Origin of the sequence: Bradyrhizobium sp. AZCC 1719, assembly GCF_036924525.1 — a bacterium.
In the GTDB taxonomy this organism is placed as follows: Bacteria; Pseudomonadota; Alphaproteobacteria; order Rhizobiales; family Xanthobacteraceae; genus Bradyrhizobium.
The window spans coordinates 339,406-353,150 of the sequence record NZ_JAZHRU010000001.1; the positions used below are offsets into that span (position 1 = coordinate 339,406).

Here is a 13,745-nt window from a genome sequence, read left to right on the forward strand (position 1 = left end):
CGATCAACCTCACTCGGCGGGCACAACCGCTGCCGTTTGGACGCTAAGCCAGACCATGCCGTTCTCCACCTTGGTCGGATGCGCGCGCGTGCACCCCTCGTCGGGCGCGACCGCCATGCCGCTCTTGAGTTCGATGACGAAATTGTGCAGCGGACACGTGACCCGCTTGTTGTGGACGATGCCTTGCGACAACGGTCCGCCCTTGTGCGGACAGCGGTCGTCGAGTGCGAACACCTCGTCCTCGCTGGTCCGGAACACCGCAATGTCTCCGGAGGCCGTCCTCACCACGCGCGAGCCGAGAACGGGAATATCGTTCAGCGCCCCGATTTCGATCCATTTGGTCATGCGAGTTCGAGCTCCGCCAGCGGGGTGAATTCGTTACGGTCGACGCCGCGCTGGGCGCGCGCCGCCCAGGGATCGCTCTGCGAGAATTGCTGCGAATAGGCGAAGCGGCTGAACAGCGCCTTGCGGTTGGCGACGTCGTCGACCACCTGCTTGCGGATCGCATCGAGGCCGACCCGATCGCACCACTTGTACATGCGCTCCAGATACCAGCCCTGTTCGCGATAGAGCTGCGTCAGCGCGGCGATGATTTCGAGCGTCTCCTCCTCCGTCGCGGCCTTGGCCAGGAACTCGGTTCCCTTGATGTGAAGACCGGCAGCGCCGGCGAAATGGATCTCGAATCCGGAATCGACGCAGACCACGCCGACGTCCTTGCAGGTCGCTTCCGCGCAGTTGCGCGGACAGCCGGAAACCGCGAGTTTCACCTTGGCCGGCGTCCACGAGCCCCACATGAACTTTTCGAGCTTGATGCCGAGACCGGTCGAATCCTGCGTGCCGAAACGGCACCATTCCGATCCGACACAGGTCTTCACCGTGCGCAATCCCTTGGCATAGGCATGGCCCGATACCATGCCTGCATCATTGAGATCGGCCCAGACCGCGGGCAGGTCCTCCTTCTTCACGCCGAGAAGATCGATGCGCTGTCCGCCGGTCACCTTGACGGTCGGAATCTTGAACTTGTCCGCGACGTCGGCGATAGCGCGCAATTCATCCGGCGTCGTTACGCCGCCCCACATCCGCGGCACGACAGAGTACGTTCCGTCCTTCTGGATATTGGCGTGAACGCGCTCGTTGATATAGCGCGACTGCTGATCGTCACGATACTCGCCGGGCCAGGTGGCGAGCAGATAATAGTTCAGGGCAGGACGGCAGGAGTGGCACCCGTTCGGCGTCTTCCAGTCCATGAACTTCATGACATCGGGGATCGTCTTCAATCCATTCTCGACGATCACGCGGCGCGCGTCATCGTGGCTGTGATCGGTGCACGCGCACATCGGCTTGACCTTCGGCGCCGCCGAATAGTCGCCGCCGAGCGTGAAAGCGAGAACCTGCTCGACCAGGCCGGTACAGGAGCCGCACGACGACGATGCCTTGGTGTGGGCGCGCACGTCGTCGATCGTGAAGAGTTTCTTTTCGCTGATTGCCTTGACGATCGTCCCCTTGCAGACGCCGTTGCATCCACAGATTTCCGTATCATCGCTCATGGCGGCGACCGAGTTCTTGCCGCTATGGCCGCCGTCGCCGAGATTGGCGGCGCCGAACACCAGTCGCTCGCGCATCTGCGAAACGTCAGTGCCGTCGCGCAGATGCTGGAAGTACCACGGGCCGTCGATGGTATCGCCATAGAGCACGGCGCCGACGATCTTCTTGTCGCGCAGGATGATGCGCTTGTAGACGCCGCGGGAGGCGTCCTGCATGACGATCTCTTCCTTGTCCGCACCCGGCGCGAAGTCGCCGGCGGAGAACAGGTCGATCCCGGTCACTTTCAGCTTGGTCGAAACCACCGACCCGTCATAGGTGGCGAAACCCTTCATAGCGAGGTGGTTGGCGCAGACCTTGGCCTGGTCGAACAAGGGAGCCACGAGCCCGTAGGTCTGGCGCCGGTGCTGCACGCATTCGCCGACGGCGTAGATTCGCCCGTCGTAGGTCTGCATGGTGTCGGAGACCACGATGCCGCGTTCGCAATAGAGGCCTGCCTTGCGCGCCAGCTCGACATTCGGGCGGATGCCGACCGCCATCACGACCAGATCCGCAGGGATCTCCTCGCCGTCGGCGAAGCGCACACCGGTTACGCGATCCTCGCCGAGAATCGCCTCCGTTTGCGCCGGCATCTTGAACACCATGCCGCGCTCTTCCAGCGACTTGCGCAGCAATCCCCCCGCGACCTGATCGAGCTGGCGCTCCATCAGCGTGTCGAGCAGGTGCACGACGGTGACGTTCATGCCGCGCTTCATCAGGCCGTTGGCCGCCTCGAGACCGAGCAGACCGCCGCCGATCACGACGGCATTCTTGAAGCTCGTCGAGGCTTGGACCATGTGCTCGACGTCCTGGATATCGCGAAAGCCGATGACGCCCCGGAGATCCTTGCCCGGAAGCGGCAACATGATCGGGTTCGAGCCGGTGGCGATCAGCAGGCGATCGTAGGGTACCCGCGCGCCCTCTCTCGTCACGACTTCGCAGGTACGCCGATCGATCATCTCGATCATTTCGCCCTTGCGCAGCGTAATTCCGTTGTCCTCGTACCACTGCTCCGTGTTGAGCATGATGTCGTCGACGGTCTTCTCGCCGGCAAGCACGGGCGACAGCAGAATTCGGTTGTAGTTGCCGTATGGCTCGGAGCCGAACACGGTGATGTCATAGAGATGGGGCGCACGGTCCAGCAGCAATTCCACCGTGCGGATGCCGGCCATGCCGTTGCCGATCACCACCAACTTCGGCTTGTTCACTTTGTCGAGCATGCTCTGCCTTCTAATTCAGGTTCCGATGGCCCCGCTCGGCGACGCAACTCTGCATCGTCGATTGGCGAGAACTATTGATGATTGAGGAGCGCCCATCGGCGGGCAGAGTATCGTCGACTATGACGATCGATATCTCATGTATTCAAGAGACGTGCCAACGCCGCGCCCGTAGTTCTTCGGGCGCAACACACGGCTTCAGCCGGTAAATCGCTAATTGGCTGCACTTGCGCGTGCATGGATGCCCAAAAAATCACCCGTAAGGGCTATCCATTGTGCACAACCCGAATACTTCACGGTGACTCGATGGCAATGTGCCCGTGGAAATAGCACGGCACCTACAGGGCGGCTTTGAGGAGAGCTTTTCCGTTAATACTTCGCACAGCATAATAAAACACCACACTGCACGTTCGAGCGGCTGGTTTTGCCAACAAACGGAGCAGCGGCCGCATTCGCGGCGGTTTAGGCGCACCTGGCAAGGTACTGCAAATACACGCTAAGTGGCGCGCTTGTTTGTCTGGCACGTGAATTGCTGACGTTGAGACCTAGAGTGCGTCTCAACGACGAGCCGACTCGCTTCCCAAATTCCGTCTCTTTGTGCCGAGATACCGCGCGGCCCGCACGGTATCACACGCCGCTGTTCGAGGCTGCTCGATGAAGTTTGCTGAATTCAAGAAGGCCGGCCATTGGCCCACGCTGCTCGCCGCCTTTCTCTATTTCGACATAAGCTTCATGGCTTGGGTCGCGCTTGGTCCGTTGATCGTCTACATCGTGCATGACATGAACCTGGCCGTCGACGAGAAGTTCACACTCGTCGCCATCCCGGTTCTGGCCGGCGCGCTGCTGCGGGTGCCGATGGGCATACTCGCCGATCTGTTCGGCGCCAAGCGGACCGGAATTGTCGCGCAACTCGTCGTCATCGCCGCGACGTCCTGGGTTTGCTATTTCGGACTCCCGAGCAAGCTGTCGGTCGAAATCTTCGGTCTCGCGCTCGGCATCGGCGGCGCCTCGTTCGCGGTGGCACTGCCGCAGGCGAGCCGCTGGTATCCGCCGCAATATCAGGGCGTGGTGATGGGGATCGCGGGTGCCGGCAATATGGGTGTCGTGCTCGACACGATGTTCGCGCCGACGATTGCTGAGCTGTGGGGCTGGCAGGCCGTGTTCGGCGTGCTGCTCGTTCCGATGGTGCTGATCCTCGCCTACTACGCCTATGCCGCCAAGGACGCGCCCGGAGAGCGGAAACCGATCTCGCTGAAGGCTTATGGCACGTTGCTGCGCGATCCCGACAGCCGCTGGTTCATGTTCTTCTACTTCATCACCTTCGGCGGCTTCGTCGGACTGGCCAACGCGTTGCCGCTGTATTTCACCGTGCAATATCACGTATCAGGCGTCGCGGCAGGTCTGCTGGTTTCCTTGATCGTCGCTTTCGGTTCGGGTTTCCGCCCGGTCGGTGGCATGATCGCCGACCGCATCGGCGGCATCCGCTCGCTGTCGATGTTCTTTGGCGTCGTCGTGGCGGCGTATCTCGTCATCGCCTTCATGCCGGAGGGGCCGGCCGCGCCAGCGGCTGCGGGTTGGGCGCTCACCGAAATGCCGCGGATCGCCTGGATGTCGGTGCTGCTGTTCTCCATCGGAGTGCTCGCGCTCGGCATGGGCAACGGCGCCGTGTTCCAGCTCATTCCACTTCGCTTCCGGCAGGAGATCGGCCTGATGACCGGCATGGTGGGTTGCGCCGGCGGCATCGGCGGTTTCTTCCTTGCCAAGGCCCTCGGCATCGCCAAGGGAATGACCGGCGGATTTGGCGCAGGCTTCCTGTTTTTCGGCCTGCTGGCGTTGCTTGGTTTCCTCGGACTTGCCATGGTCAAGGTGCGCTGGCGCACCACATGGGGCGCCGCATCGGGAGCGCGGGTCTGACGACGCGCGCTGCTAACTTGACAGGCCGCGCTGGGTGACGATCGGTTCGCAACGAGATCTCGGGGTTCGCGTCGGCTTCGTCAGCGAGACCGGCAAGCGCTCCGCTAACGAGGATTATGTCGGGACCTGCCTCGGCCGGTCCGGCGTAAGCAATCGCGACATCGTCGCCGCCGTCGCCGACGGTGTCGGCGGACACAAGGGCGGACGCGAAGCCGCCGAGCTTGCGGTTCGTTGCTTCATCGACGCTTATTATTCTCTCCCCGAGACGCTCGGCGTGCGCCGCCGGGCGTCGCGCTCGCTGGAAGCCGCCAATAGCTGGATCTATACGCAAGGCCGCACCGATCCTCGGCTCAGCGGCATGAGTTGCGCCTTCTCGTCGATCATCCTGTCGCGGCGGCTTTGCCACATCATTCACATCGGGGACACCCGCGCCTATCGCCTGAGCGAGGGACGCCTGGAGCGGTTGACCACCGACCACATCGCCGGACGCGGCGATCTCGCTCACCTGCTCAACCGCGCCATCGGCTTCGAGGATTTTGCCCGCTTCGACTACGCGACCGTCGGATTGCGGCAGCACGACAGGCTGCTGATCTGCAGCGACGGCGTTCATGGCGTACTCGCCGATCACCGGCTGCAGCTATTGTTAAGCGAGCGCGCTTCGCCGGAAGAATCCGCCCGCGCGCTCGTCGACGCGGCGCTGGATGCCGGCTCCACCGACAATATGACCGCACTGGTGCTCGATGTCGTCGACCTGCCGCCCGCCGACCGGGACGAGCTCACCCACTCGATCGCGACGCTTCCGATCCTGGATTTGCCCGAGACGGGCGACCTGGTCGACGATTTCACGCTCGGCGAAATATTGTCGGACGGCCGCTACAGCCGGCTGTTCAAGGCCATCGACAAGCGGCAGGGCCGCGAAGTCGTGCTGAAGTTTCCGCATCCGCGCGTGGCCAGTGAGGGCTCCTATCGCCTCGCCTTCGTCCGCGAAGCGTGGGTCGCGGCGCGCGTGCGAAGCCTGTGGATCGGCGAGATCATCGAACTGCCCGCCGAACGGCAGTCCCGTCTCTATTCGGTGATGCCGCTCTACGAGGGCGAGACGCTGGAACAGCGCCTCAATCGTTCGCCGCAGCTTTCGCTGGCCGAAGGCATCGGCATCGCGACCAAGCTGGCGCGCGCGGTTGCCACCCTGCACCGCGCCGGCATCATCCATCGCGACATCAAGCCCGACAACGTGATCCTGTTGAAGGCCGGCGGATTGCGGCTGGTCGACCTTGGCGTCGCGCGGGTGCCGTTGCTCGAGGACTTCCCGGCCGAGGATATTCCGGGCACGCCGAGCTATATGGCGCCGGAGTTGTTCGGCGGGCGGCCCGGCGACGAGTTTTCCGATCTCTATGCACTCGGCGTCACTGTGTACCGGATGTTCACTGCCGCCTATCCCTACGGCGAAATCGAACCGTTCTCGCGGCCTCGCTTCGGCAAGCCAACCTACCTCTCGCGCTATCGCCCCGACCTGCCGGCCTGGCTGGACGCGGTGGTCGGCAAGGCGCTCAGCGTCGATCGTGCACAACGCTATGGCGACGTCATCGAATTCTCGCACGAGCTCGAGAACGGCGCGATGTGGGCAAAGCCCGCCGTCACATCACGGCGCTCGCTCTACGAGCGCGATCCGCTGGTGTTCTGGAAGAGCCTGTCGGCGGGCCTGATCGTGCTCGTCATCCTGCTGCTTGCGTGGATAGTAAAAAATTAGCCCGACGCTCCGGGTGGGGCGTCGGGCTACGGCACGTGAGCGAAGCAGACCGGGCTGGCTTCGCCAGTCGGGTTCACACCCCGGTCTGGGTGATGAACTTGGTATTGAAATAAGCCTCCATGGCCTCGGTGCCGCCTTCCGAGCCGTAGCCGGAATCCTTGACGCCGCCGAACGGCACTTCGGGCAGGGCCAGACCAAAACTGTTGATCGAGACCATGCCGGCTTCGATCGCCGCGCCGATCGCGGTCGCCGTCTTGGTCGAGCTGGTGAAGGCGTAGGACGCGAGACCGAACGGCAAGCGGTTGGCCTCCTCGGCCACCTCGTCGAAGGTCGAGAACCGCGAGATCAGCGCCAGCGGCCCGAACGGCTCCTCGTTCATGGCACGCGCGTCCTTCGGCACGTCGCTGACGACCGTCGGCTCGAAGAAGTAGCCCTTGTTGCCGACGCGGTGCCCCCCGGTCTCGAGCTTGGCGCCCTTGCCGACCGCATCCTGCACCATGCCCTCGATGGCGGTGACGCGGCGCGGATTGGCGAGCGACCCCATCTTCGAGTCGGGATCGAGACCATTGCCGACCTTCATCGACTTGGCACCTTCGACGAACTTGTCGACGAATTCACGGAACACGTCGTCCTGCACCAGCATGCGCGTCGGCGAGATGCAGACCTGGCCGGCATTGCGGTACTTTGCTGCCGCCAGAATCTTCGCCGCCGACGTGACGTCCGCGTCCTTGAATACGATGGCCGGCGCGTGGCCGCCCAGCTCCATGGTGGCGCGCTTCATGTGCAGGCCCGCCAAGGCCGAGAGCTGCTTGCCCACGGTGGTCGAGCCGGTGAAGGAAATCTTGCGGATCACCGGATGCGGAATGAGATATTCCGAAATCTCTGACGGCACGCCGAAGACCAGGTTGATGACGCCATCGGGCACGCCCGCGTCAGCGAACGCCTTGATCAGTTGCGCCGGAGATGCCGGGGTTTCCTCGGGCGCTTTGACGATAATGGAGCAGCCGGCTGCGAGAGCCGCGGAGAGCTTGCGAACGACCTGGTTGATTGGGAAATTCCAGGGCGAAAAGGCCGCAACCGGGCCAACCGGCTCCTTGACTGCGATCTGGTAAATGCCGGGACCACGGGCCGGGATCACCCTTCCATAAGCGCGCTTGGCTTCCTCGGCGAACCACTCGATGATGTCGGCCGCCGCCATCGCTTCGATCTTCGCCTCGGCCAGCGTCTTGCCCTGCTCCATCGTCAACAGCGGCGCGATCTCGTCATTGCGCTCGCGCATGATTGCGGCCGCCTTGCGCATGATCTTGCAGCGGTCGAACGGCGCCACCGTGCGCCAGACCTTAAAGCCCCTGGCGGCGGCTTCCAGCGCGTCGTCAAGATCGGCACGGTCGGCGTGCGCAACGGTGCCGATCGTCTCTTCGGTCGCCGGGTTGAGCACGGCGATAGTCCTGCCCGACTGGCTCGGACGCCATTTGCCGTTGATGAAGAGTTGGGTATTCGAATATGCCACGAGACTTTCTCCCTGAGCTTATTAGTCGCCAAATGGCGCGCGCGGCGGAAATCAGGCGCCTATATGATGGAAGCCCGATCGAATTGCAAAGCCGATTCAAGGGTGTGGCCGCGCAGCCGACGCATAGCGCCACCACGGCCCGCGCCATTTCGGGACTCCGATCGCTTCGAACCTCGGCTGCTGGGTGAGCGCCGCAAAATCAGGCTATTGCGTCGCGCCACCGTCACCGACCAGCAGGAAAACTGCCTTGCCGGCTAGCGACCGGGAGGCCGCTCCAGCGGGCGGCCAGCGTCACGCCGCCAAAATCATTTCGGGCGCCGCTGCAGGCAAATTCTGGCTGTCGGCGACCGCGCGATTGGTGATCTGTCCGCGGTGCACGTTGAGTCCGGCGCGCAGATGCGGATCCTCGATCAGCGCGCGGATGCCCTTTTCAGCCAGCGCAAGGCCGAACGGCAGCGTGGCATTGTTGAGCGCATGGCTCGACGTCACCGGCACCGCGCCCGGCATGTTGGCGACGCAATAGTGCACGATTTCGTCGACTAGATATGTCGGCGCCTGATGGGTCGTCGGCCGCGACGTCTCGAAGCAGCCGCCCTGGTCGATTGCGACATCGACCAGCACGGCACGGCGTTTCATACGGGCGAGATGCGCGCGCGAGACGAGCTTCGGCGCGCTGGCCCCCGGCACCAGCACGGCGCCGATGACGACGTCGGCCGCAATGACTTCCTCTTCGATCGCTTCCAGCGTTGCATAGCGCGTGCGCACGCGTCCCTGGAACATCTCGTCGAGAACGCGAAGGCGCGGCAGCGAGCGGTCCAGGATCGCGATATCGGCGCCGAGCCCTGCGGCCATCCGCGCGGCATGCGTGCCGACCACGCCGCCGCCGATCACCGCGATCCTGCTTGGCGCCACACCGGGCACCCCGCCGATCAGCTTGCCCATTCCGTCCGCCGATTTCCGCAAGGCAGCGCCCGCCGCCTCGATCGCCAACCGTCCCGCCACTTCACTCATCGGCGCAAGCAAAGGAAGCCCTCCATAGGCGTCGGTCACCGTCTCGTAAGCAATCGCCGTGCAGCCGGATGCCAGAAGCCCCTTGGTCTGCGCCGCGTCCGGCGCAAGGTGCAAATAGGTAAAGAGGATCTGATTGTCGCGAAGCTGGCGCCATTCGGTCGGCTGCGGCTCCTTGACCTTGACCACCATATCAGCGGTCGCGAAAATTTCCGCAGCCGTATCCACGATTGCAGCGCCGGCCGAACGGTAGACATCATCACTTGCGCCAATGCCGATCCCCGCACCCTGCTCGACGATCACCTCGTGCCCCCGCGTCACATATTCCCGCACCGACGCCGGCGTCAGACCGACGCGATATTCCTCGACCTTGATTTCCCTGGGCACACCGATCCGCATGGGCTGCTCCTGCATTCGAGGTTGTCTGACTGCAGACAGAGTACTTCTGACTCGGCAACGCTTTTCGGCGAATTACGGCTTGCTGGACGCGATCTGCGCACATATTCTGCACATTAGCCTTGTAAATTGGTGACTTGTAGCGTGAATGAACTGGATCGCATTGATTATCGGATTCTGACCGAGCTCCTCGCTGACGCCCGGGCGAGCCAGATCGAGCTCGCTGAAAAGGTCGGACTATCGCCGACAGCCTGCGCGCGCCGCATCCGCCAACTCGAGGAAGGTGGGATTATCAGGGGCTATCGCGCCGATCTCGAGCCGACTGCGCTCGGGCTCGTCACGACCGTCGTCGTCACCATCACGCTGGAAAAACAGAGCGAGGATTACCTGGCCGCGTTCGAAGCGGCGATCGCCCGCTGTCCGGATGTCGTGTCCTGTCATTTGATGTCGGGCAGCGACGATTATCACTTGCAGGTCATCGCACGCGACATCGCGGACTTCGAGCGCATCCACAAGCAACATCTTTCACGGATGCCCGGGGTGGCGCGCATCCACTCGAGCTTTGCGATGCGCGAGGTGGTGCGCAGGGCCATCCCCGAGACGGCATTGCGGCGCTAGCCTCTTCGATCAGCTCGACGCAATCAGCACATCCAACCTACCAACGCATAGATGCGACGGCGAAGCGTCAGTCGTTTTCGGCGTCGTCCGGCGTGTTGCGTTCCGATGCTGCCGACCGGACCAAACGCGACTTGACAGAACGCTAATCCACCGTATGTTACGTTATAACATAACGTACTTGCAAACCAAAGATGCCTTTCCGACGGGGACCCCTTGCATGGGCGAAATCGTTCGACTTGTTCCGAAGCCAGAGCTTGAGCGGGCTCGTTTAATTCGAGAGGCCCGCGCGATATACGACAGCATATTTCCGCCGACGGATGCGGTCAGCCAGCACGCAGATGATCACCTCAACCAAGAGATGCAATCGGGCAGAAAAGGCCGGGCGGTACCGGGGCTCTGACCAGCAGCGACTCGATCGCGACCGGCATTCTGCCAGCTTCATCTAGTGCATGCGATTCTCGACAGGCTTGCCCTTGAGGCCGTCGTGCGAGTGCCTGAGATCGAGCGTCGGCTTGGGTTGCTCCCTCACAAAGCTCTGCACCGTCTCCCCCGGACCGCCCTTCGCAATCGTGGTGCCGCCGTCAGCAAATATCAGCGCCCCCGTTACGAAGCTCGCCTCATCCGACGCGGCGAACGCAAAGACATTGGCCATCTCCTCCGGGGTGCCGCGCCGACCGAGCACGGTACCGGCAAGAGTCTGCTTCTCCATCTGCTCGTTCATCGGCCCGGTCTCCTTGTGCGTCCAGGCCGTATCGATGGGGCCAGGGCACACACAGAGAGCGCGCACGCCGTGTTTGCCCTGTTCGTAGGCCACGCCGCGCATGAAAGCGTGAAGGAAACCCTTCGAGCCGCCATAGGGCGCCGCCGTCGGCTCACCCATTTCGCCGGCCTCCGATCCCGTTGAAATCACGACACCCCGCGAGCGCTTCAGATGCGGCAGCGCAAACTTCGTCATCAGGAATGCAGAACGGACATTGTTACGCACGATGTAGTCGAACATCTCGACCGAATGATCCTGGCATTCGGCAATTTCAGGAAAGACGCCAGCATTGTTGATCAGGACGTCGAGCCTGCCGAATGCGTCGATCGCCAGGGCGATGCATGCTTGCGCATCCACCTCGTCCGCAACATCGCCAAGAAAGGGTTCGGCCACGCCGCCGCGCGCCCGGATGGCATGGACGACGTCCTCCACCGGATCGGCGGGCAGTCCGGCAACAATGACTTTCGCACCTTCTCGCGCAAATTTATGGGCGATAGCTTCGCCGATTCCCGTCGCCGCACCTGTTACGATTGATGATTTGCCGTTCAGCCGTCCCGCCATCGTCATCCGCTCCGCTTTGCTCTGGTCCAAAGCGTTGAACACACTCGTACCCGCGATGTTCCGCGGCGCGCGTCATCGGCGTTCTTCCCGCCGCGCGTGGAACGACTGACGCAGTTTCTGCCGCGAGCGCCGAATGAACTCCGTTCCTTCGCAACATGCGGGCGCAGTCAGGGGCTGACGCTTTCAGTCGGAAAACTACAGGAGCGTCCGCGTCACTGAACCCGTGGACCGACAGCTCAAGCCACACAGTCCCAAGCTACAGGGCAGCAAGGTACGTAATCGCACGACCTTCCATCGATGCAAACAGAAGGAACAGAGTGCCGAGCGGGAGCGGGCATGCCACAGGCGCACCCCGACACCCGCTCGTTCCATGCAACGCGTCGCCACTACCTGCGGTACGTCCCGACGAGTTCAGCCTGGCCGATCATGTGCTTCTCGGCTGCTTTCCAGATGTCGACTACCGGCATGCTGGGCGACCGCGATAGCTCGTCGACATCCAAAGCCGCTAGCTTGAAGTGATAGTGATGCGTACCATGACCCTTGGGCGGCGCGGGCCCGCCATAGCCTAGTTCGCCGAAATCGTTCATGCCCTTGCCGAGACGCTCCGTCTTTGGCCCGTGACCGATGGCTTCCGGCAGCATCGACCGCTCGCCCATGACGTTGTAGATGCCCCAATGCCGAAACGTGCCGGACGGTGCATCCGGGTCCTCAACGATAAGGGCGAAGCTCTTCGTACCCGGTGGCGGATCCGACCATTGAAGCGGCGGAGACACATTCTGGCCGTCGCAAGTGTATTTGACCGGAATCGGCTGGTCGTCGTCGAATGCAGGACTCGTCAACTTGAACACCATATGCAGACTCCCGTGCTCATGGAATGTAAGGGTCGCAGCGGCGGGCTCGCTCGGTCCTCCGGGGTGCAACCACACGCCTTGCCGGTCGATTCCGCCGATACGAAGGAACGTCGGACCGGCCCTTGAGTTGCTTCAACAAGGCCCGTTGATCGGCGTTTCCCGCGCGCGCTCAGAAGATCCTTGTAAAGGCGTGCGTCGGTACGCCGATGCCGGACAAGCGCAGCAACCATCTAGGGAACCCGGCGCATGGCCCTTTCACCGGAAGCCGAACAAGTTCGCGAGAGGACTAATCGCGAGCTGATCGATCTCCTGCACGAGGCAGGCGAGCATCTCCCGGCGCCGGAGCAGGACGATTTCACGTCCTTTTTCGATCGATTCGGCCCTGCGAAAATCGTGATGCTCGGCGAAGCGACACATGGCACGTCAGAATTCTATCGGGCACGTACCGCCATCACCCGCCAGTTGATCGAGCACCACGGCTTCAACATCGTCGCGGTCGAGGCCGATTGGCCGGACGCAGCAGTGCTCGATCACCTCGTGCGGCAACTGCCATCCGAGCCGCCCAAGGAGCGGCCGTTCGAACGTTTCCCGACCTGGATGTGGCGCAATATCGAAGTGAAGCAATTCATCGATTATCTGCGCTTCCACAACGACGCGTGCGCTGCGGACCGGAGAGTCGAGTTGCGGGGGCTCGACGTCTACAGCCTCAACAGCTCCATTGCCGCAGTCATCGCGTATCTCGAACGCATCGACCCGGAACGCGCCCGCGTGGCGCGTGAACGCTATTCCTGCCTGACGCCGTGGCAGGCAGACCCTGCCGGTTACGGACGCGCCGTACTGTCCGGCCGAGACAGTTGCGAAGACGAGGTGGTGGCTCAATTGCGCGAGCTTCTGTCGCACCGGCTTTCGCATCAAGACGGCGACGAGGCCTTCTTCAATGCCGCGCAGAATGCGCGGATCGTGCGCGCGGCCGAGCAGTATTACCGCATCATGTATCGCGGCTCGACCGAGTCGTGGAACCTGCGCGACCGTCACATGTTCGACACGCTGCAATATGTGGTGCAGGAACGCGGGCCGCAGGCGAAGGCGGTGGTCTGGGCCCACAACTCCCACATCGGCAACGCTGCGGCAACTTCGATGGGTTGGGGCGGCGAATTCAATATCGGTGAGCTCGTCCGCAACGCCTATGGCGACGAGGCCGTCTTGATCGGCTTCGGCACGGATCGCGGCACAGTGGCTGCGGCCTCCGATTGGGGCGGCGAGATGGAGATCAAGTCGGTTCGGCCGGCACGCGAGGACAGCTATGAATACCTGCTCCGCCGCACTGGTCTGGCGCGATCACTGACCGATTTGCGGCCGCCCGGCCGAAGCGAGCTGCGCGACAGGTTGACCGGTCCCAGACTCGAGCGAGCCATTGGCGTCATCTATCGACCCGAGACGGAGCTCCTCAGCCACTACTTCGAGGCGGTATTGCCCGAACAGTTCGACGCGTTCGTCTGGTTCGAAGACACCAAGGCGGTGACACCGCTTGCGACACGAGCCGTAGCGGGCGCGGCAGAGACCTATCCCTTTGGGTTCTGAT

General features: G+C 62.8%; 11 protein-coding genes. 5 read left to right on the forward strand and 6 right to left on the reverse strand.

What is annotated here, in order from left to right; genetic code table 11:
- Positions 1–9 precede the first annotated feature (9 nt).
- On the reverse strand, positions 10–345 hold the full coding sequence (nirD, locus tag V1292_RS01670; RefSeq protein ID WP_334370023.1) for a nitrite reductase small subunit NirD: 336 nt from the start codon (positions 343–345) through the stop codon (positions 10–12).
- On the reverse strand, positions 342–2,801 hold the full coding sequence (nirB, locus tag V1292_RS01675; RefSeq protein ID WP_334370024.1) for a nitrite reductase large subunit NirB: 2,460 nt from the start codon (positions 2,799–2,801) through the stop codon (positions 342–344). Before nirB ends, nirD begins: the two co-directional genes overlap by 4 nt.
- A gap of 651 nt (positions 2,802–3,452) precedes the next feature.
- Here nirB and V1292_RS01680 point away from each other — a divergent pair.
- Both V1292_RS01680 and V1292_RS01685 read left to right on the forward strand, forming a co-directional pair.
- The gene (locus V1292_RS01680) at positions 3,453–4,712 is read left to right on the forward strand and encodes an MFS transporter (protein ID WP_334370025.1); all 1,260 of its coding nucleotides are present in this window, start codon (positions 3,453–3,455) and stop codon (positions 4,710–4,712) included.
- 34 nt (positions 4,713–4,746) lie between these two features.
- A complete protein-coding gene (locus V1292_RS01685; RefSeq protein WP_334370026.1) occupies positions 4,747–6,459 on the forward strand; it encodes a protein kinase domain-containing protein in 1,713 nt (570 codons plus the stop codon).
- A gap of 73 nt (positions 6,460–6,532) precedes the next feature.
- Here the strand turns inward: V1292_RS01685 and V1292_RS01690 are convergent, their stop codons facing one another.
- Both V1292_RS01690 and ald read right to left on the reverse strand, forming a co-directional pair.
- Positions 6,533–7,969 carry an NAD-dependent succinate-semialdehyde dehydrogenase gene (locus V1292_RS01690; RefSeq protein ID WP_334370027.1) on the reverse strand — a complete coding sequence of 479 codons (1,437 nt, stop codon included), beginning with the start codon at positions 7,967–7,969 and terminating at the stop codon, positions 6,533–6,535.
- Between the two features lie 291 nt (positions 7,970–8,260).
- Positions 8,261–9,376: an alanine dehydrogenase gene (gene ald, locus V1292_RS01695; RefSeq protein WP_334370028.1), complete on the reverse strand. Its 1,116-nt coding sequence runs from the start codon at positions 9,374–9,376 to the stop codon at positions 8,261–8,263.
- Between the two features lie 141 nt (positions 9,377–9,517).
- Here ald and V1292_RS01700 point away from each other — a divergent pair, with 141 nt between their 5' ends.
- Positions 9,518–9,991: an Lrp/AsnC family transcriptional regulator gene (locus V1292_RS01700; RefSeq protein WP_334370029.1), complete on the forward strand. Its 474-nt coding sequence runs from the start codon at positions 9,518–9,520 to the stop codon at positions 9,989–9,991.
- A 217-nt stretch (positions 9,992–10,208) separates the two neighbouring features.
- A complete protein-coding gene (locus tag V1292_RS01705) occupies positions 10,209–10,391 on the forward strand; it encodes a hypothetical protein (RefSeq protein WP_334370030.1) in 183 nt (60 codons plus the stop codon).
- A 42-nt stretch (positions 10,392–10,433) separates the two neighbouring features.
- On the opposite strand, the gene V1292_RS01710 is transcribed toward V1292_RS01705, so the two are convergent.
- Together V1292_RS01710 and V1292_RS01715 are read right to left on the reverse strand one after the other, a co-directional pair.
- A complete protein-coding gene (locus V1292_RS01710) occupies positions 10,434–11,318 on the reverse strand; it encodes an SDR family NAD(P)-dependent oxidoreductase (protein WP_334376910.1) in 885 nt (294 codons plus the stop codon).
- 380 nt (positions 11,319–11,698) lie between these two features.
- Complete coding sequence (locus V1292_RS01715; protein ID WP_334370031.1) at positions 11,699–12,163, reverse strand: YbhB/YbcL family Raf kinase inhibitor-like protein; 465 nt, start codon at positions 12,161–12,163, stop codon at positions 11,699–11,701.
- Between the two features lie 246 nt (positions 12,164–12,409).
- Between V1292_RS01715 and V1292_RS01720 the strand changes: the two genes are divergently transcribed.
- Positions 12,410–13,744 carry an erythromycin esterase family protein gene (locus tag V1292_RS01720; RefSeq protein WP_334370032.1) on the forward strand — a complete coding sequence of 445 codons (1,335 nt, stop codon included), beginning with the start codon at positions 12,410–12,412 and terminating at the stop codon, positions 13,742–13,744.
- Position 13,745: the final 1 nt, after the last annotated feature.